The sequence below is a fragment of the Aquabacterium sp. G14 genome, from assembly GCF_037482285.1.
In the GTDB taxonomy this organism is placed as follows: Bacteria; Pseudomonadota; Gammaproteobacteria; order Burkholderiales; family Burkholderiaceae_C; genus Aquabacterium.
In genome coordinates this window covers 54,746-75,259 of the sequence record NZ_JBBEYB010000002.1, presented here as the reverse complement: position 1 = coordinate 75,259, position 20,514 = coordinate 54,746, and the positions used below count along the sequence as shown (strand labels likewise).

Below are 20,514 nucleotides of genomic sequence, written 5' to 3'. Positions count from 1 at the left end.
TGTCGATTTTTTTGACATGCCTATGATGCGATCGACCAGGCTGTCAATAAAGTTCAAATAAATCAATGACTTAATCATCGTTTTGGGGTTGGCATGAAGACTGCTTGGTTGTAGGCGTTGGAAGCGTTCAATCACCCAGGAGGTCTCATGATCAAGTCCACAATCAAACAAACACTGACGGCCATGGCGTTGGCTGCGGCTTCTGTTGGTTCTGCTAATGCTTTTGTCATCGTTGGCGGCGATTTCAAGATGACCGTCGATCTGTATGACTCTGCGACGGCCTCGTACACTTCAACGTGTAATTCAGTCGCCAGTTGTGATGCTGCTGTGGCGCCTGGCGGGCAGGCTGCGGGAAGCATCGGTTCGGTGAACACGAGTGCCGACACGATGGGTATTTTTTCAATTTCGTCCATCACCCGTGTATCTGACAACATTCAGTGGTTTACACGCGGTGTTGATGGCTATCTGACCGGTATTTTCGGAAACCTTCAAGACAGCTCCGTCAGCCTTTTTGGGCCCTTCGTTGCGACAACCTCGGTCGGTGGCACCTTCGCCGTCTATAAGAACGCTTTCGACTACAACACGTCTTTGGGCCCCAATGTTGGGGTCAACAAGGATTTGAACGCTGGCCTGTATCCAGGCATTAGCGGTGGTCAGCTGGTGTTGCAAGGCGTGTTTGGGTCTGGAACCTTGCTTGGTGATACCACTACTACTTTCAGTAGCGTTTTTAATGGTGCTGGTATCTCTGGAAACAGCAGTGCGTACCTCGACATCATCGGTGGCGACTGGGCGTACCATTTCGATACAGACAGTCAGGTTGGTCTGAACGGCGAAATTCGTGATCTCAAGGCGACTTTTACTTTCTCCCCGACAAGTGATGCAACCAGCAAAGGTTGGACCGTGGCATCGACCGCTGACATCGGCGGCTCTACAGTTCCTGAACCGGGTGCCCTGGCTTTGATCGCCCTGGGTTTGCTCGGTGCCGGTGCTGCGACCCGCCGCAAGGCCTGAAGAAGTATCTGAGTCGTCGGGTCTTGCTCTGAAAAGAGCGTTGAACCCAAGCAAAAGGCCCCGAGAGGGGCCTTTTGTGTTTTGAGCTGGCGGTGGGTTCTGATCAGTTGTAATCACTGACCGGCACGCACGAGCAGAACAGGTTGCGATCGCCATACACGTTGTCGACGCGACCCACAGGCGACCAGTACTTCTGCTTGCGCAGGCTGGCCACCGGGTAGGCGGCCAACTCGCGGCTGTATGCATGCGGCCAGTCGGCCTTCAGCAGGCTGGCGGCCGTGTGCGGGGCGTTCTTGAGCGGGTTGTCGTCCTGTGGCAACTTGCCTTGTTCGACCAGGCGAATCTCTTCGCGGATGGCGATCATGGCGTCACAGAAGCGGTCCAGTTCTGCCTGCGATTCGCTCTCGGTGGGCTCCACCATCAAGGTGCCTGCCACCGGGAAGCTCAGTGTGGGTGCGTGGAAGCCGTAGTCGATCAGGCGCTTGGCCACGTCTTCGGCGGAGACGCCGCTGGTTTCCTTCAGAGGACGCAGGTCCAGGATGCACTCGTGGGCTACGCCGCCACCCTTGATGGTGTTGCTGCCACCACTGAAGTGGATGTCGTAGTGGTCAGCCAGACGGGCTGCCACGTAGTTGGCGTTGAGGATGGCCACTTCGGTGGCGGTCTTCAAACCCTCGGCGCCCATCATGCGGATGTACATCCAGCTGATGGGCAGCACGGCAGCATTGCCCAAGGGGGCAGCCGACACGGCGCCAACTTGAACATCGCTGCCGACACCGGCCGAGCGGTGGGCGGGCAGGAAGGGGGCTAGGTCTTCGACCACACAGACGGGGCCGACGCCCGGGCCGCCACCGCCGTGCGGGATGCAGAAGGTCTTGTGCAGGTTCAGGTGGCTGACGTCGCCACCGAACTGACCTGGCGCGGCAAGGCCGACCAGGGCGTTCATGTTGGCGCCATCGACATAGACGCGGCCGCCATGTTCGTGAACCAGCTTGCACAACTCGGTGACGCGGGTTTCGAACACGCCGTAGGTCGAGGGGTAGGTGATCATCACCGCGGCCAGGTTGGCGCTGTGCTGTTCACACTTGGCTTTCAGGTCGTCGAGGTCGACGTTACCTTGCGCGTCGCACTTGGTGACCACCACCTTCATGCCGACCATCTGGGCGCTGGCCGGGTTGGTGCCGTGGGCGGACTCGGGGATCAGGCAGATGTCGCGGTGGCCTTCGCCGCGCGACTCGTGGTAGGCCTTGATGACCAGCAGGCCGGCGTATTCACCTTGCGAGCCGGCGTTGGGTTGCAGGCTGATGCCGGCGTAGCCGGTGGCTTGCGACAACCAGGCGCACAGTTGCTCGTTGAGCAACTCGTAGCCCTTGAGCTGGTCGCGCGGGGCGAAGGGGTGAATGTGGGCGAATTCCGGCCAGGTGATGGGGATCATCTCGCTGGTGGCGTTCAGCTTCATGGTGCACGAGCCCAGCGGGATCATGGTGCGGTCCAGCGCCAGGTCCTTATCGGACAGGGCGCGGATGTAGCGCAGCATTTCCGTTTCGCTGTGGTGGGTGTTGAACACCGGGTGTGTCAGGTAGGTGCTGGCACGACGCAGGGCAGCGGGCAGGCCCAGGGGCATGCCGTGTTCGAAGGCGGCGAAGGAGGGCAGGGCCTTGTCGCCAGCCAGCACGGTCCACAGGTCGATGATGTCGTTGCGGGTGGTGGTCTCGTCCAGCGAGATGCTGACGCTGTCGGCGCTGGCATCACGCAGGTTGATGCCCATTGCGACGGCCTTCGCCATCACGGCTTCGCGATCTTCGGCCAGCACGTGAACGGTGTCGAAGTAGGTGTCGTGAACCAGCTTGCGGCCCAGTGCCTTGAGGCCTTCGGCCAGGATGGCGGTGTAGGTGGCCACGCGCAGGGCGATGCGCTTCAGGCCTTCAGGGCCGTGGTAGACCGCGTACATGCTGGCGATCACGGCGGGCAGCACCTGGGCGGTACAGATGTTCGAGGTGGCCTTTTCGCGGCGGATGTGCTGTTCGCGGGTCTGCAGGGCCAGGCGGTAGGCGGTGTCGCCGTGGCTGTCCACGCTCACGCCGACCAGGCGGCCAGGCATGGAGCGCTTGAACTCGTCCTTGGTAGCCAGGTAGGCGGCGTGAGGTCCACCGTTGCCCATGGGCATGCCGAAGCGCTGGGTGGTTCCCAGGGCGATGTCGGCGCCGAGTTCACCGGGCGGGGTCAGCAGGGTGAGGGCCAGCAGGTCGGCGGCGACGATGGCCAGCGCGCCCTTGGCATGCAGGGCATCGATGAGGGGGCGCAGGTCACGGATCTGGCCGTTGACGCCGGGGTATTGCAGCAGGGCGGCAAAGCAGTCGTTGGATTCCAGATGGGCTGCCAGGTTGCTGGCGTGCACCAGGTCCACGGTGATGCCCAGCGGCTTGGCGCGGGTCTGGATCACTTCCAGCGTTTGCGGGAAGACGTCGTGGCAGACGACGAAGCGGGTGGACTTGCTCTTGCCGCCACGGGCGGCCAGGGTCATCGCTTCGGCGGCGGCCGTGGCTTCGTCCAGCATGGAGGCGTTGGCAATCGCCATGCCGGTGAGGTCGGTCACCATGGTCTGGAAGTTGACCAGGGCTTCCATGCGGCCTTGCGAGATTTCAGCCTGGTAGGGCGTGTAAGCGGTGTACCAGGCGGGGTTCTCGAGGATGTTGCGCAGGATGACGCCAGGAATGTGGGTGCCGTAGTAGCCCTGCCCGATAAAGTTGCGCATCACCTTGTTTTGCTGCGCGATGGTCTTGAGCTCGGCCAGTGCCTGCGCCTCGGTAACGGGCGCGGGCAGGTCCATCGGCGCTGTGCGGCGGATGCTGGCCGGCACGATGCCTTCCATCAGCGCTTCACGCGATGCCACGCCGATGGCGCTGAGCATCTGGGCTTGTTCTTCATCCCAAGGGCCCAGATGGCGGGCCTGGAATTCGTTCGCGTTCTCAAGTTCGGCGAGGGTGGGCAGGGCGGTGTTCGGCATGGTGGGCAACGGCGTCAGGCAGGGTGTGCGGCCCCGCACCACTGGTGCGCGGGGCAGAGGCCATCGCAGGGCGCGATGGCGTCAGACGAGGCTCAGGCGTTCTTGAGCAGGTCGTCGTAGGCGGTGGCGTCCATCAGGGCGTCGAGTTCAGCGGGGTTGCTGAGCTTGACCTTGAAGAACCAGCCGGCGCCGGTGGGGTCGGTGTTGGCGAGCGAGGGGTCGTCGCGCAAGGCTTCGTTCACTTCGGTGATTTCGCCGGTGACGGGCATGTAGACGTCGGCGGCGGCCTTCACGGACTCGACCACACCGGCCACGTCCTTGGGGTTGAAGGTGGTGCCGACGGCAGGCAGGTCGACGAACACGACGTCGCCCAGGGCGTCTTGTGCGTGGTGGGTGATGCCGACGATGGCGGTGCCGTCAGCTTCGATTTGCAGCCATTCGTGGTCGGGCGTGTACTTGATGGTCATGGGAGACGTCCTGAAAATGGAAAAAGGTTGGTTTGCCGAACGGGCATGAGTATCTCAGCCCTTCGGCGCGTTTTTGACGACAGAAGCGCGAACTTGCGGGGATGCGTCGCTCAACCGCGGTAGTAGCGGTTGGGCACGAAGGGCAGGGTGGTCACGGTCATGGCGACGCGCTTGTCGCGCACGACGGCGAACAACTCGGTGCCGACGGCGCTATGGGCTGGGGGCACGTAGGCCAAGGCGATGGGCTGGCCCAGGCTGGGGCTGGGCGAGCCGCTGGTGACCACGCCGATTTCGGTGCCGTCGGCAGTGACGACCTTGGCACCTTCACGCACAGGCATGCGCTCGCTGCTGATGAGGCCGACGCGCTTGCGGGTGGCACCGTTGGCCAGTTGGGTGTCGATAGTCTGGGCGCCAGGGTAGCCACCAGCGCGGGCGCCACCGGCGCGGCGCACCTTCTGGATGGCCCAGGTGATGCTGCCTTCGACGGGGGTGGTGGTGAGGTCGAGGTCGTGGCCGTAGAGGCACAGGCCGGCTTCGAGGCGCAGGGTGTCGCGGGCACCCAGGCCGATGGGCTTGACTTCAGGCTGGGCCAGCAGCACGCGGGCCAGTTGTTCGGCCTTGTCGGCAGGCACCGAGATCTCGAAGCCGTCTTCGCCGGTGTAGCCGGAGCGGGTGACGAAGCAGTCGATGCCGTCCAGCACGACGTGGGCGCCGGTCATGAACACCAGCTTTTGCACGTCGGCATTGAGGCGCGCGAGGGCGGTGACGGCTTGGGGGCCTTGCAGCGCCAGCAGAGCCTGGTCAGGCAGAGGCTGCACGGTGCAGCGGGCGCCGATGTGCTGCTGCATGTGGGCGATGTCCTGGTTCTTGCACGCGGCGTTGACGACCACGAAGAGGTCGTTTTCACGGCGGGTGACCATCAGGTCATCGAGGATGCCGCCTTGCTCGTTGGTGAACAGGGCGTAGCGCTGCTTGAACACCGGCAGGTCCACGATGTCGACCGGGACGAGCGATTCGAGTGCCGCGTCGGCACCGTCGCCCTTGAGCAGGACCTGGCCCATGTGGGACACGTCGAACAGGCCGGCGGCGGCGCGGGTGTGCTTGTGTTCGTTGAGGATGCCGGTGGCGTACTGCACGGGCATGTCGTAGCCCCCGAAGGGAACCATCTTGGCGCCGAGTTCGATGTGCAGGGCGTGCAGGGGCGTTTTGAGCAGGTCAGCGGACATGGCGGTGTCTGGCCTGGAAGCCAGTGGAGGGCAATCTGAGTGGATCCGACATGCGCTGCGCTGGCTGGGCCAGTGTGTTGCCGGTCGGTGCTGCCCTCTCTGTCCGCTTTACCTGAGAGATTGACCCCTCGCTGCAACCATGTTGCAGCGTTGTGGGCTTGCCCCTTCGGTGGCCTGGCTCGCTGTCACGTGGTGCCAGCCTCCGGACTCTCTCCAGTGAGGATCATGGGGGCTCGAAAGCCGCCATGCCTGCCAGTCCTTTTGCCTGAGCGTTCGGGCCGTCAACTCGCGTTGTGGGGTCCTGCGCCTTCGGCGGCCTCGCTCGGGGCGTGGCTCTCTCCTGACAGGCGGCCATTGTAGCGTGCGGACAAGCACTGTCTGTGTGACATCAGACCGCCTTTTGGTTCACGCAAGTGGGTGTGAGGTGCCATGGATGGCACGCGCAGTTACATCTGATCGTTCAAATTTGTTGTGCAGATTGAGCGGTCTGATCCGGGTGAACGGGGTGGTCGACGTTAGTCTGTGGGGAATGAAAAAGATGCGTCACGTTGCAGAGACACGGTGGGGACGTTGGGCATGTGCCCTGTTGATCTTGGTGTGTTTGGCCGGGTGTGGCTCACGCGGCATTGTTCGGTCTGAGCTGGCTGGAGGCAGGTCGGATGCGCCCCGACGGGTGCTGGTGGTCCCAGCCGATTTCGTGATCACCGAGGTGACCTTCGGCAAGACCGAAGAGCGTGTGGTGTCGGCAGAGAGAAAGGCCGCCAAGGCCCTCGCGGCGCATGTGCAGGATCTTGGGCGTGCACAGCAGACTTTCCAGCTGGTCAGCTTTGACGACTTGAGCGAAGAAGACCAGGCGTTGGTCTTGCAGCACCGAGCCCTGTTCGCCACGATGGTTAGCCAGATGCTGCTGGTCAAGGAAAAGACCGTGGACGCGTGGTCAACCAAGGCAGACTACTTTGACTACACACTGGGTGCCGGCATGGCCGATGTGGCGCGCAGGCATCAACTGGATACGACTTTGTTGGTGGTTGGCAAGGACAAGGTTCGCAGCACTTCACGCAAGGTGTTCGATGCGATCACCTCGGTGTTGCCGGTCGGGGAGTCGCTCAGCGCGCAGCCCGCCGCCGTGGTGTTGGGCGTGATCGACGTCGCGACGGGCAATGTCCTGATGTTCGACAGCGACATGGCCAACCGCAAGGCCTTGACCGATGAAGAAGACGTGAAGGAGATGGCCGAAGCGGTGCTGTCAGATTTCCGTCGTTCGCTGAAATCTCGCGAGGGGCGTTGAGCATGGCACGGCCGTGGGCATGGTCTTGGGTGTTCGTCGCAGCCTGGGGCATGAGCGCCCTGTCAGCGCACGCGCTGGTGGGCTATGACCCGTTTCCGGATGCGGCCAGCATTCAGGCTGCTGATGAGCTGGAAGAGCGTTTGTGGGACGAGGCCGAGTTGCTGCGCGGGCAGTTCATTCGCGGCAAGCCGTCGCCAGCCGTGGAGACCATGCAGCGCCTGGTGCGCGGTGTGTTGACGAAGCACTGGCCGGAGTTGTCACGCAAGGTCACTGTGTTTGTGATTGATCAGGCCGATGTGCTCGCGTTCACCAGTGCGAATGGGGACATCTACCTGAGTGCCGGCATGTTGCTCCGTCTCGACTCGGAGGACGAGTTGCAGGTGATTCTGGCTCGTGAGATTGCGCACTTCACGCACCGACACACGGTGCGCACAGTGCATGCGGCGCGCATGGGGGCTGGTGCGAAGGTGATCGCCTCAACCGCCTTGGATGCCGCAGACATCGCCTCCAAGATTGCCACCGGGGTGGGTGTGATGGATTTGGCCAAGAGCGTGGCCAGTCTGTCGCAGGAGATGTTGCTCACGAGCGGGCGCGAGATCTTGCAAGACCGGCTGAACCGACTCAGGGAGATTCTGGCGGACAGTTTCTTTCGCAGCATGTCGGTGACGGGGATCGGGATGGTCGTCAAATCCTCGATTTTCGGTTTCAGGGATGCGTTGGAGGAGGAGTCGGATCGGTATGCGATGGCCTTCATCCAGCAGAAGCAGGGGTCAACCGACGCCTACCGGCGCGTGATGCAGCGTCTGTATGACGAGGCCGTGCTGGATGAGAAGAAGTTCTCCGTCTTTTATGCCAATGAAGATCGCTTGTCGGACCGGTTGAAGGCTTTGGCAGAGTTTGAGCGCGAACTTCAGGGGCGACGCGAGGCGGGTGTGCCCGGCACTCTGCCGGCGACGGCGGCCGCAGTGGATGGGCCTGCTGCAGGCGCTGTTCCGGCGTTGATGGCCTCTCCTCAGACTCTCACCGTCGCTGCAACCGCCCCGGTGGTCCCGCAGGCAGCGGAGGGCGTGCCCGGTAATGCCTCTGACGTGCAACCTGAATCGGGTGGGGCGGGCGTCAAGCCCGATGTGGTCGTGGTGTTGTCGTCCAGCAATGTGGTCGCGGTGGTGCCTGAGGGATTGGAGCCCGGATTGCCAGAGCTCGCACCTGAGAGGGCGAATGCCAAGTCGGCTGCGCCTGACGCCTCTGGCACTGAAGAGGTCGCTTATCACCAGGCGATCGCGCCGCTTGTGATGCCTCTGCTGGAGGCCGAGTTGGAGGCGGGGCGATACCGACGATTGATGCGCAACATCGAGCGCCCGCGACAGGCATGGAAGCTGCCTGATCGTGTACGTGCTCTGCTGGCAGAAGGGTACGCGGCGACCAATGACCCTGCCTTGCAGGGCAAGGGCTTGGCCTTGGCTCAAGAGTTGTTGGCTCAGCATCCAGAGGACGTTCGGATGTGGAAGCTGCTCGGCAACCTGTCTTATCGACGGGGTCAATGGGCCGAGGCCAAAGAGCATTTGGGCAAAGTCTTGAGGTTTGTGCCCGAAGGGGATGAGCGCGGATTCGTCGAGCAGCATCTGCGACAAATTGACAAGAAACTGAGTGAGGCCTCGAAATGAGCATCAAGACATGGGTGACGCTGCTGGCGATCGCAGTGTTGAGCGCCGGGTGTGCACCCAAATGGCAGAACATCCGCAAAGAAGCGCGCTTTGAAGGGCCCGCACGGGCCTACGTGGCGACCTTGCCCGAAGGTTGGAAGCGCGCGCCCACCGACAGTGATGTGTTGCTGATCACCCGTGATGGCCTTTTCCTGCAGCAGATCAGTGTGACGCACCATGAGCTGGACGAGGCGTTTGCAGGGGTCACACTGAAGCCCGATGCGGCGCCCAGCGAGCTGGCCACACTGCAGTTGCGCGGTTTCCGGGAGAACGAGCTGGACCTCGCTCGTTACCAGGACGAGGAAAAGGAGGGTGTGCTGGCGCTGTTCCCGGTCGATCACGGCAAGCCCTTGCCCGGCACGGTGGAGCGCATCGCCATTCGGCCTGTCACCTTGGATGGCGTGGACGCCTTCAAACTCGAAACGCGCAGCTTCAACAGTTGGGGGCTGGAGTATGTGAGCCAGTCCATCGGCTTCATCCACGAAAACGAGTACTGGCTGGTGCGTTACCTGGCGCCCAAGTTGCATTACGCGCCACTGGATCAGGCGACTTTCAACAAGTTTCTGGCCGATTTCAAGCTGAAACCCAAGTGCCGTTTGTTCTGCGGAGATTGATCTGCGCCCGCCTCGGAATACAGGGGCTTGTGCATGAATTCCTGTCGGGCGCGGCCGATTTGCCGGACAATCTCGCCCCATGAGTTCTGAACACACACCCTCCATGGCTGCGGGCTCGGCCGTGGCGCCCAAGATTGCCTTCGTTTCACTCGGTTGCCCCAAGGCCCTGACCGACTCCGAATTGATCCTCACGCAACTGCGTGCGGAGGGGTATGAAACCAGCAAGACCTATGACGGGGCCGACATGGTCATCGTCAACACCTGCGGTTTCATCGACGATGCGGTCAAGGAAAGCCTGGACACGATTGGTGAGGCGCTGGCCGAGAACGGCAAGGTGATCGTCACCGGCTGCCTGGGGGCCAAGGCGGGTGCAGATGGCGGTAACCTGATCAAGGAAGTGCACCCCAAGGTGCTGGCCGTGACCGGGCCGCACGCCACCCAGGAAGTGATGGACGCGGTGCACATCCATGTGCCCAAGCCCCACGACCCCTTCATTGACCTGGTGCCCGAGGCGCGTGGTGTGGCGGGCATCAAGCTCACGCCCAAGCACTTCGCTTACCTGAAGATCAGCGAGGGATGCAACCACCGCTGTGCCTTCTGCATCATTCCCAGCATGCGCGGCGACCTGGTGTCGCGCCCGATTGGCGATGTGCTGAGTGAGGCCAAGGCCCTGTTCGAGTCGGGCGTGAAGGAGCTGCTGGTCATCAGCCAGGACACCAGTGCCTATGGCGTGGACGTCAAGTACCGCACCGGTTTCTGGGACGGCAAGCCGGTCAAGACTCGCATGTACGACTTGGCCAAACAGTTGGGCGAGATGGCGCGTGAGCACGGTGCCTGGGTACGCCTGCACTATGTCTACCCCTACCCGCACGTGGACGAGATCGTGCCGTTGATGGCCGAAGGTCTGATCCTGCCGTACCTGGATGTGCCGTTCCAGCACGCCCACCCCGATGTGCTCAAGCGCATGAAGCGCCCGGCCAACGGTGAAAAGAACCTCGACCGCCTGCGTCGCTGGCGCGAGATCTGCCCGGAAATCGTCGTGCGCTCGACCTTCATTGCCGGCTTCCCTGGTGAGACGGAAGAGGAGTTCCAGTACCTGCTGGACTTCCTGCGCGAGGCCGAGATCGACCGTGCCGGCTGCTTTGCCTACTCGCCGATCGAAGGCGCGCCGGCCAACGAGTTGGAAGGCGCCTTGCCTGACGAGGTGCGCGAAGAGCGTCGTGCGCGCTTCATGGCTGTGGCCGAAGAGGTGTCGATTGCCAAGCTGCAACGCCGTGTTGGCGCCACCATGCAGGTGCTGGTCGACAGTGCGCCAGCCTTGGGCCGCAAGGGCGGTGTGGGTCGTACCTATGCCGATGCGCCTGAGATCGACGGCACGGTGCGCCTGCTGCCGCCCCAGAAGGCCAGCAAGACGCTGAAGGTGGGTGAGTTCACCAAGGCCCGCATCGTGGCCGTGGAAGGGCATGACCTGATCGGTCAGCCGATCTGATCAGAGGGGGGCGCTCGGCCCCGTTGGTATACGGCTTGCGGCCTCTTTCATGCGGCGGGTGCATTAGCATCCCTGCATGAGCACACCTGCCAACGCCTCCCTGTCCTCCCTGCCAACGGGTGATCCGGCCCGTCTGAACGATGTGGCCACGGCCCTGATTCACCACCCTTACCAGCCCCCCGGCGGGTTCGAAACGGTGCAACCAGGGGTGCACAAAGCTTCCACGGTGATTTTCGAGAACACCGCTGCCCTGAAGACGCGGCAGTGGAAGGACAAGAGCGGCTACACCTACGGCCTGCACGGTACCCCCACCACCTTCACGCTGGAAGAGCGTCTGGCCACGCTGGAAGGTGGCTTGCAGACCTTGCTGGTCCCCTCCGGCCTGGCGGCCATTGCGTTGGTGGACATGGCGCTGCTGCGTTCAGGCGACGAGGTGCTGATCCCTGACAACGCCTATGGCCCGGGCAAGGATTTTGCGCGCGGTGAACTGGCCCATTGGGGTATCACGCACCGGGTGTACAACCCTCAGGATCCGGCCTCGCTGGCGGCACAGATCACCGAGCGTACCAAGCTGGTCTGGCTGGAAGCAGCCGGTAGCGTGACGCTGGAGTTTCCTGATCTGGCCGGTCTGCTGGCGGTCACCCGTGCCCACCCGCAGGTCGTGAGCGTGCTGGACAACACCTGGGGCGCCGGTTTGGCGTTTGACGCGTTCCGATTGGGGCAGACGCCGGAAGGCGAGGCTTTCGGCGTGGATGTGACGATTCACGCGCTGACGAAGTACCCCTCGGGCGGTGGCGATGTGTTGATGGGTGCTGTCGTCACCCGCGATGCGACCTTACACCACCGCATGAAGATGACCCACATGCGGCTGGGGCTGGGGGTGGGGGCGAACGACGCCGAATTGGTGCTGCGCGGCTTGCCCAGTTTGGCCGTGCGTTACGCAGCCCACGATGCGTCCACGCGTCAGATCGCGAAGTGGCTCATCGAGCGGACTGAGATCTCGCAGGTGTTGCATCCCGCTTTGCCCGACTCTCCCGGGCATGCGCACTGGTCGCAGACCTGCCGCGCGGCGGGTGGGCTGGTGTCCATGGTGTTCGAGGCGCAGCACTTCACGCAAGACCGCGTCGAGGCATTCGTGGACGCGCTGAAATTGTTCAAGATTGGGTACTCGTGGGGCGGCCCGCTCAGTCTGGTCATGCCTTATGAACTGCAGGGCATGCGCCAGTACGGACCTCTGGCCGGGAAGCAAGGCACGTTGGTGCGTTTGGCCATCGGTTTGGAGCGGGTGGAGGATCTGATCGCAGATCTGGATCAGGCACTGCGCGTTTTGCGCGCCTGATTCCCGTGTGTCAGCCTGGACGGCAGCGTCTCTGCGCTTGGCGTTGTCCGCCTTTCATACGCCCATGATGGGGTGGGCGCTGTCACCGGGCCTCGCTAGACTGCCGGCCAATCATCGTCATAAAAAATGAGAGCGTCCCCATGAACGTGAGACACCGCATTTGGCAACTGGGTTGGCGTGTTGCTGTCGGATTGGGAGCGCTCGGGGTGCTGGGGACCTTGCCCGCGCAAGCTGCCTCGGTGCGGCAGATGTCGCCCCAGGGCGAGGTGGCTCAGGCTCGCCAGATTCGCATCACCTTCGCCCAGTCCGTGACGCCGCTCGGGGACCTGCGGCACGATGATCCGTTCACCGTCCAGTGCCAGGGGACGGTGCCGCCAGGAGGAGGGCGATGGGCGACCGACAAGGTCTGGGTGTATGACTTCGCGGAAGACCTGGGTCCTGGGGTGCGCTGTGTGGTGGCCCCCCGTTCAGGGTGGATGCCCAAGTTGAAAGAGGCCGGGGCGCTACAGCCCACGTCCTACCGGTTCCAGACAGGCGGACCCGCAGTGCGCGACATCGAGCCCCGTGGGGGCGAGATTGAAGAGGACACGCATTTCTTCCTGACCTTGACCGGGGCCGCGGATGAGGCCAGCGTGAGCCAACATGCACACTGCGAGGTGGAGGGGCTGGGCGAGCGATTGCCTGTGGTTGTGGTGCGCGGCGCCCCCTTGGCTGCTGTGGTGAAAGAGCAGGGCATCACGGGGGCTGAGGCTGCAAGCCGTGTGCTGTTGCGCTGTCAGCGTCCCTTGCCTGCCGGCGCTCGCATGAAGCTGGTGTGGGGGCCAGGCATTGCCTCCCGGGGGGCGCCCGGCCTCGTCACGCGGCAGCCGCAGGCGTTTGACTTTCAGGTGCGCAGTGCCTTCGTGGCCGAATTCAGTTGCGAGCGCGAACGGGCGCAAAGTCCTTGTTTGCCGCTGCGGCCGATGACGGTGAAGCTGTCTGCGCCCGTACGTCGCACGCTGGCACAGCAGATCCGTCTGCAGCCCGCCTCAGGGGCTGCCATTGCGCCTTTTTGGAGCAAGGACGAACGCGACGATACGGTGAGTGAGGTGCGTTTTCAGCCCCCGTTGCCTGAGTCCAGTGCCTTCACGGTGGCGTTGCCCAAGGATTTGCGCGACGAGAGTGGCCGCGCATTGGCCAACGCGGGTGTCTTTCCTTTGAAGGTCGCGACATCGAGCATGCCGCCTCTGGCGAAGTTTGCCGCGGCGCCGTTTGGCGTCATTGAGCTCATGGGGGACCCTGGGCAGCCGCCACTGGTGCCGGTGACCGTGCGCCATGTCGAGAAATCGCTGACCATCAGAGGGGTCGACGCGTCCTTGGGCGTGCGCACGCAGTCGGTCCACAGCGATGCGGAAATCTTGCGTTGGATGGCCAAGGTGCGTCGCTACCACGAGTCCAGTTTCAGCGCCCAGGAGCTGGGGCGACCCAAGTCTGAATGGATGGAGTGGGTGAGCGAGACCGATGAGGAGGGCAAGCCGCAGCGATACCAGCGGGAGAGGCGCATTGGGACCCGTGAGCTGTCACTGCTCGGCGGCGTGAAAGAGGCCCGCAAGCTGACTGTGCCCGCCGCCGATGCGAAGGACCCACGACCGTTCGAGGTGGTGGGCATCCCCGTGCAGGGGCCTGGCTATCACGTCATCGAGCTCAGCTCGGTTCGACTGGGGACCAGCCTGCTGGCACGCAAGGCCCCCATGTATGTGCGCACCGGGGTGCTGGTGAGCAACATGGGTGTGCACGTCAAGCTCGGGCGTGACAGCGTTTCGGTTTGGGTCACCTCCCTCGATAAAGGGAAACCGGTGCCCGATGCCGAGGTGACGATCAATGACTGTCGCGGGGTGGCTTTGTGGCGGGGGCGCACCAACTCAGATGGTCTGGCCAAGGTGCAGCAGGTTTTCACCGTCTCGCGCGCGTCAAACTGCCTCGTGTCAGACGGGCTGTTTGTGACCGCCCGCAAGGTTTTGAAAGACGGTCCGTATCAAGGCAAGACCGATCTGGCCTTTGTGTTCACCGATTGGCAAAAAGGGATTGAGCCCTGGCGTTTCCAGCATCCCACGGTCAGTCCGGAGCATGCGTCCGAGGACGACAGCGAGCGCGCCCACACGGTGCTGGATCGCACGCTGTTGCGCGCCGGTGAAACCGTGTCCATGAAGCACTTCATGCGTGCAGAAACTGGGACGGGTCTGGGCGCTGTGCCCAAAGAGTACCTGCCCGACACCGTGAAGATCACCCATGTGGGCAGTGGCACGGAATACAGCCAGCCACTGACGTGGCAAGCGCGTCAGCAGGCCCTGTCCAGTTGGAGCATACCGAAGGAGGCCAAGCTGGGGCTGTACGAGGTGAGCCTGGAGGGCCACGCCCGTCATGGTCGGCGCAGCCTGAGCAGCGGTCGCTTCCGGGTGGAAGAGTTCCGCCTGCCTTTGGTGGACGCTCGCTTGAGTGGGCCGAAGGAGGTGCAACTGGCACCGCGGGAAATCACGCTGTCGGCGCAGTTGCGCTACCTGTCAGGCGGTGGGGTCTCCCAAGCGCCGGTTCAGGTCACAGCGGTGCTGAAGGAGCGCACCCCACGTTTCACGGGTTACGAGGACTACAGCTTCGAAGCGCCTCAAGAGCCTCAGGCCAGGCCGGATCGAAACGCCAACGATGCAGACGAGGGCGATGAGGGGGAGAGCGCCGGTGCCGATCGCGTGGTGGCGGACAAGCTGGCCGTGCTCACCGACCGAGATGGTGCCGCCAAGGTGCTGCTGAAGGACTTGCCGCAACGCGCTCGCCCTGGCCTGCTGCACGCCGAGATGACCTTCACCGACCCCAATGGCGAGGTCCAGACTGTGGCCACCTCGGTGCCCATTTGGCCATCGTCGGTGGTGCTGGGCATCCGCAGCGCCCGTTGGACTGGTACCGGGGGCGATGCGCAAGGTATTACCCGTTTCCAGGTGGTGGCCTTGGACACCCGTGGCCAGCCGCTGAAGGGCCAGAACGTGAGCGTACAAGCTCGCCTCAGCCAAACCTTCAGTACCCGCAAGCGCATCGTCGGGGGCTTTTACGCCTATGACAACCGCACCGAAGTGAAGAACCTGGGCTCGGTGTGCAGTGGCACGACCGACGCTCGTGGGCTGCTGATGTGCGAGACGACTTTGGACGAGGCCGGCGAGATCGAGTTGATTGCGCAGGCGAAGGACAGTACCCAACGCCGTGTGCAGGTGGCCACCATCGTCTGGGTCACGCGCCAAGGCGAGTTGTGGTTCAGTCAGGACAACGACGACCGGATGGACGTATTGCCGGAGAAGCAGCGTTATGAGCCTGGCGAGACCGCTCGCCTGCAGGTGCGCATGCCATTCCGCGAAGCCACCGTGCTGGTGTCGGTCGAGCGCGAAGGCATCTTGGAGCAACGTGTGATGACCCTGACCGGGAAGGACCCGGTCATCGAGTTGCCCATTCCGAAAGCCAAGGTGGGCCCGGATGGCGAACTGCAAAGCTGGGCGCCCAATGTGTATGTCAGCGTGATGGCCTTGCGCGGACGCATCCGTGAAGTGCCTTGGTACAGCTTCTTCACGTGGGGTTGGCGTTCTCCCATCGAGTGGGCCAAGGCTTTCTGGTACGAGGGGCGTGAATACCAGGCGCCCACGGCCATGGTCGATTTGTCCAAGCCAGCCTACAAACTGGGTGTGGCCGCGTTGCGCATCGGGACGGCCGAGCACGAGTTGAAGGTGGACGTCACGCCTGACAAATCCCAGTATATTGTTCGTCAGACAGCCAAGGTCAAGGTGCGTGTCACTCATCAGGGGCAACCGGTTCAAGGCGACTTCGCTTTTGCCGCGGTGGACGAGTCCTTGCTGGCGCTGTCCGACAATGATTCCTGGAAGCTTCTCGATGCTGTCTTGCAAGAGCGCGCCTGGGGTGTGGAGACGAGCACCGCTCAGAACGAGATCGTTGGGCGCCGTCACTACGGCCGTAAGGCAGTCGCAGCTGGAGGTGGCGGGGGCAATGGCGCCACACGCGAGCTTTTCGATACGCTTTTGCTTTGGCAAGGCAGTGTCAAACTGGATGCCCGAGGGGAGGGGTGGGTTCAGGTCCCGATCAACGATTCGTTGACCAGCTTCCGCCTGGTGGCTGTGGCCAGTTCCGGACTTTCTCGTTTCGGCACGGGCGCGTCCACCATCCGCATCACCCAGGATCTGCAGGTGCTGCCGGGGCTGCCGCCCCTGGTGCGTGAGGGGGATCGCTTCGAAGCCATCTTCACGCTGCGCAACACGACCTCTCAGACTTTGCGTGTTCAGGCCAAGTTGGCTGCGCAAACTGAGCGTGACGATGCCGCCGGCACCGCGGCTGCAGCTGCCACCCTGAGCTTGCCTTCTCAGGAAGTGGAGCTGCCCGCCGACAGCGCGCGCGAGTTGCGTTGGCCCGTGGATGTGCCCGTCGGCGTTCGACAACTGAACTGGGAAGGCTCAGTCGTGGCCTCCGGCAAGGCGGGCGTGAGCGATCGCGTCAAGCTGATGCAGCAGGTGATGCCTGCGGTGCCCGTGCGGGTGATGCAAGCCACGCTCACCCAATTGACCGGGCCATACAGCTTGCCGGTTGCCCCTCCTGCCGATGCGCTCACCGATGCAGTTGGCACAACTCGCCAAGCGCGCGGCGGCATCCAGCTGGGGTTGCAAGCCACACTGACCAGTGATCTGCCGGGGCTGCGTCGCTATTTTCAGCAGTATCCCTATGTGTGCCTGGAGCAAAAGGTGACCAAGGCCGTCGGCCTGCATGACGCCACCTTGTGGGCAGACATCACCCGACAGCTGCCCAGTTACCTGGATGCCGATGGCCTGGCCAGTTATTTTCCGCCCATGCCCGGCATGAGCGGCCAGGGTACCGATTACCTGACGGCGCACATCTTGGCCGTGAGCCATGAAGCCGGGTTTGCACTGCCAGACCAAGCCCGCGAGGCCATGCTGCAGGGCCTGGCTGCCTACGTGCAAGGCCGTGTGCAACGTCAGGTTTGGTCACCCGCCGGCCCGCAGCGCAGCGTGATGAACGACGTGCGGCGGCTGGCCGCCATCGAGGCCCTGTCTCGTTACGGCCGGGCCGATGCCCGCATGCTGGACACCGTGTCGATTGCGCCTCAGCAGTGGCCCACGGCGGCGCTCATCAACTGGTTCAACATTCTGCAACGTGTGTCCACCATGCCCGCGCGAGATCAGAGGCTGCTTGAGGCCGAGCAGGTCCTGCGCAGTCGCATGACTTTTGCCGGCACAACGCTGCGTTTCTCCACCGAAGCGGATGACTTCTGGTGGTGGATCATGGACAGTCCGGACGCCAATGCAGCACGCATGATCCTGGCCGTGTTGAACCGACCCGCCTGGCAAGAAGATCTGCCCAGGATGGTGGTCGGCGCGCTGGCGCGGCAGCGTCATGGCGCATGGCTGAGCACACATGCCAACCTGTGGGCTTCGCTGGCGCTGGACAAGTTCGCACAACGGTTCGAGAAGGTGCCGGTTAGCGGCGTGACGCGTGCCAGTCTCGGCGGTCAGACTCGCGCCCATCAATGGGCGAGCGGGCCACACAAGGGCGACGTGAGCCTGCCTTGGGCAGCGGCCGTGGCATCCCGAACTGCCGCTGTTTCGTCCTTGGAGGTCCAGCATGAGGGGGCGGGTCGCCCCTGGCTGACCGTTCAGGCCTTGGCAGCGGTGCCTTTGAAGGCGCCACTGCAGGCAGGCTACGCCATCCGCAAGTCGATCCGCATTCAAGACGTCGGTCCTCATGCCGCACCAGGCGGCAAGGCATACGGACGAGGCACGGTATTGCGCGTACGCCTGGAGATCGACGCCCAGTCCGACATGACCTGGGTGGTCGTCAACGACCCTGTTCCGGGTGGCGCCACAGTCCTTGGCAGCGGCTTGGGACGTGACAGTGCATTGGCCGCTGCGGGTGAGCGAGGCGAGGGTGTTTGGCCGACGTACATCGAGCGGGCCTTTGATGGCTATCGCGCCTACTTTGACTACCTGCCCAAGGGGCGGCATGTGGTCGAGTACACGGTTCGTCTGAACAACCCGGGCCGCTTCCAGCTGCCTCCGACACGGGTTGAGGCCATGTACGCCCCCGAAACTTTTGGCGAAATCCCCAATGCCGTGGTGGAGGTCTCTCCTTGATCAAGGCCGCATTTGTGCTGGCGCTGTCGGCCTCGGCCTGGGGCCTCTGCGGCTTCACGGCATCGGCACATGCCTCCCCATTGCCCAGCTTTCAGCAAGTGCGCGCGACCCATCAGTCCAGTGAACTGATGCTGCTCGACCGGCACGGACACGTCTTGCACACCACGCGGCGCGACCTGACGGTGCGCCGACTGCCGTGGGTGAATCTGGCTGACGTGTCCCCTGCCATGCGAACGGCCATCGTGTTGTCGGAAGACCAGCGATTCTGGCAGCACAGTGGCGTGGATTGGCAGGCCGTGGCTGGGAGTGCCTGGGCCAACCTCTGGAACCAACGCACCCGTGGGGCTTCCACCGTCACCATGCAATTGGCTGGACTGCTCAGCGAAGCGCAAACGCTTGGCGCTGCGCGTCGCAGTTGGACCCAGAAGGCCAGTCAGGCTTGGCATGCAAGTCAGCTAGAGCGGCACTGGCACAAGAGCCAGATTCTGGAAGCCTATCTCAACCTGGTGCCCTTCCGAGGCGAGATGGTGGGTCTATCCGCCATGAGCCAGACCTTGTTTCGCAAGCACCCCAGTGGCCTGGACGCGCAGGAAGCCGCGATCGCCGCGGCGCTGGTTCGCAGCCCGAACGCCCCGGCTGGGGTGGTGGTGCGGCGCGCCTGCCAAGTGCTCACCCTGCAGCAACGTTCTTGCCAGGGCATTGACCTCCTCACCTCGGTCGCCTTGGCGCAAAAGGGCTCAGCCATGTTGGGCGAGCAACTTGCACCACATCTCGCAAGGTGGGCGATCCAGCAAACGCCTCCGGCAACGACCCAATTCGCCACCAGCCTGGATGCCCGGTGGCAGCGTCTGGCGCGTGACCTGCTGCGTCAGCATCTGACCGAACTGTCCTCGCAGGGCGTCGAAGACGGCGCCGTCATCGTGCTCGATAACCGATCGGGTGAGGTGCTCGCCTGGGTGGGGGGCAGCGGAGAGTTGTCCCAGGCCAGCCATGTCGATGCGGTGCTGGCACGTCGCCAGCCCGGCTCCACCCTGAAGCCCTTTGTGTACGCCCAAGCTTTTGCGCAGCGCTTGCTCACGCCAGCCAGCTTGTTGCACGACGCCCCGGTGCAGTTGCCAACGGGAGCCGGCCTCTACATCCCTCAAAACTACGACCGACGTTTCCGAGGTTGGGTGAGCGTCCGCACCGCCCTGGGGAACAGCCTGAACGTTCCGGCAGTCCGCGCGGGGGCCATGCTGGGCCCCGACCAATTGGCACAGCACCTGAATGATCTGGGGCTGAACCTGCGCGAGCCCGGCGGCTACTATGGCCCAGGTCTGGCCTTGGGCAGCGCCGAAGTCACCTTGCACGACCTGAGCAATGCGTATCGCGCCCTGGCCAATGGCGGCATCTGGTCACCGACGCGATGGCATGCGTCACCGCCTGCGCAAGGCAAGTCAACATCTGCACAGCCCCGTCGTGTTCTGGCGGCTGACGTCGCTTACCTGGTGAGTGACATCCTGGCAGACAACACGGCCCGGGCGTTGACCTTTGGTTTGGACAGTGTTCTGGCGACCCGTGGCTTCGCTGCCGTCAAAACCGGCACCAGCAAGGACATGCGAGACAACTGGTGTGTGGGCTATACCAGTCGTTACACCGTGGGTGTGTGGGTGGGCAATGCCAGCGGCAGCCCCATGCGTAACGTCAGCGGGGTCTCCGGGGCGGCGCCCATCTGGGGCGCTCTGGTGCGTGAGTTGCACCGCACCCAGCCATCCTTGACGCCTGTGCGTCCGGCCAACGTGGTGCGTCTGCCGATCAGGTTCGATGCCTCCATTAACCCGACGGAGTCGGAAATGGTGGAACCCCCCAGGCACGAAGTGTTCCTCGCCGGAACCGAGCAAGCCATCTGGTCTTTGGCGCAGACTCAGGCAGGGCAGGGGGCCGCGCGTGCCATCCAGTCGCCACCGCCGGGGGCCATCTTTGCTCTGGACCCTGACATGCCCCCGCACGCCCAACGGATCAGTTTGCGCACCACGCATCGCGAGGCGCAATGGTGGCTCAACGGCAAACGACTGGGGGCGGCGACCCTCACGCGGTGGCAGCCGTGGCCTGGGCGCCACGTTCTGAGCTTGCGCAATCCGCAAGGCGGTTTGATGGATGAGGTCCGCTTCGAGGTGAGAGGAGCGAGTGTGAAGCCTGGCGCAAAACGCTGAGCGGT

At 63.4% G+C, this 20,514-nt stretch carries 11 protein-coding genes and 2 riboswitches; of the genes, 8 read left to right on the top strand and 3 right to left on the bottom strand.

The window, feature by feature from the left end; translation table 11 throughout:
- The first annotated feature begins 147 nt into the window (after positions 1 to 147).
- Positions 148 to 1,011: a PEP-CTERM sorting domain-containing protein gene (locus tag WIT60_RS02685; RefSeq protein WP_339582415.1), complete on the top strand. Its 864-nt coding sequence runs from the start codon at positions 148 to 150 to the stop codon at positions 1,009 to 1,011.
- A gap of 103 nt (positions 1,012 to 1,114) precedes the next feature.
- On the opposite strand, the gene gcvP is transcribed toward WIT60_RS02685, so the two are convergent.
- The 3 genes from gcvP to gcvT all read right to left on the bottom strand — a co-directional run bounded on the left by gcvP (position 1,115) and on the right by gcvT (position 5,711).
- A complete protein-coding gene (gcvP, locus tag WIT60_RS02680) occupies positions 1,115 to 4,018 on the bottom strand; it encodes an aminomethyl-transferring glycine dehydrogenase (RefSeq protein WP_339582414.1) in 2,904 nt (967 codons plus the stop codon).
- A 92-nt stretch (positions 4,019 to 4,110) separates the two neighbouring features.
- Complete coding sequence (gene gcvH / locus WIT60_RS02675; protein ID WP_339582413.1) at positions 4,111 to 4,485, bottom strand: glycine cleavage system protein GcvH; 375 nt, start codon at positions 4,483 to 4,485, stop codon at positions 4,111 to 4,113.
- Positions 4,486 to 4,595: 110 nt separating this feature from the next.
- Positions 4,596 to 5,711, bottom strand: coding sequence for a glycine cleavage system aminomethyltransferase GcvT (gcvT, locus tag WIT60_RS02670; RefSeq protein ID WP_339582412.1), 1,116 nt, complete (start codon positions 5,709 to 5,711; stop codon positions 4,596 to 4,598).
- An 89-nt stretch (positions 5,712 to 5,800) separates the two neighbouring features.
- Positions 5,801 to 5,938, bottom strand: a riboswitch (glycine riboswitch).
- A gap of 16 nt (positions 5,939 to 5,954) precedes the next feature.
- A riboswitch (glycine riboswitch) is annotated at positions 5,955 to 6,064 on the bottom strand.
- 326 nt (positions 6,065 to 6,390) lie between these two features.
- Between gcvT and WIT60_RS02665 the strand changes: the two genes are divergently transcribed.
- The 7 genes from WIT60_RS02665 to pbpC all read left to right on the top strand — a co-directional run bounded on the left by WIT60_RS02665 (position 6,391) and on the right by pbpC (position 20,509).
- A complete protein-coding gene (locus WIT60_RS02665) occupies positions 6,391 to 6,999 on the top strand; it encodes a hypothetical protein (RefSeq protein ID WP_339582411.1) in 609 nt (202 codons plus the stop codon).
- Positions 7,000 to 7,049: 50 nt separating this feature from the next.
- Complete coding sequence (locus tag WIT60_RS02660) at positions 7,050 to 8,663, top strand: M48 family metalloprotease (protein WP_339582410.1); 1,614 nt, start codon at positions 7,050 to 7,052, stop codon at positions 8,661 to 8,663.
- A complete protein-coding gene (locus WIT60_RS02655) occupies positions 8,660 to 9,316 on the top strand; it encodes a 3'-5' exonuclease family protein (protein WP_339582409.1) in 657 nt (218 codons plus the stop codon). The genes WIT60_RS02660 and WIT60_RS02655 overlap by 4 nt, the downstream gene beginning before the upstream one ends.
- Positions 9,317 to 9,395: 79 nt before the next feature.
- Complete coding sequence (gene rimO, locus WIT60_RS02650) at positions 9,396 to 10,805, top strand: 30S ribosomal protein S12 methylthiotransferase RimO (RefSeq protein WP_339582408.1); 1,410 nt, start codon at positions 9,396 to 9,398, stop codon at positions 10,803 to 10,805.
- A gap of 76 nt (positions 10,806 to 10,881) precedes the next feature.
- Positions 10,882 to 12,144: a PLP-dependent transferase gene (locus tag WIT60_RS02645; protein WP_339582407.1), complete on the top strand. Its 1,263-nt coding sequence runs from the start codon at positions 10,882 to 10,884 to the stop codon at positions 12,142 to 12,144.
- Between the two features lie 140 nt (positions 12,145 to 12,284).
- The gene (locus WIT60_RS02640) at positions 12,285 to 18,317 is read left to right on the top strand and encodes an alpha-2-macroglobulin family protein (protein ID WP_339582406.1); all 6,033 of its coding nucleotides are present in this window, start codon (positions 12,285 to 12,287) and stop codon (positions 18,315 to 18,317) included.
- A complete protein-coding gene (gene pbpC / locus WIT60_RS02635; RefSeq protein WP_339582405.1) occupies positions 18,314 to 20,509 on the top strand; it encodes a penicillin-binding protein 1C in 2,196 nt (731 codons plus the stop codon). The genes WIT60_RS02640 and pbpC overlap by 4 nt, the downstream gene beginning before the upstream one ends.
- Positions 20,510 to 20,514 lie beyond the last annotated feature (5 nt).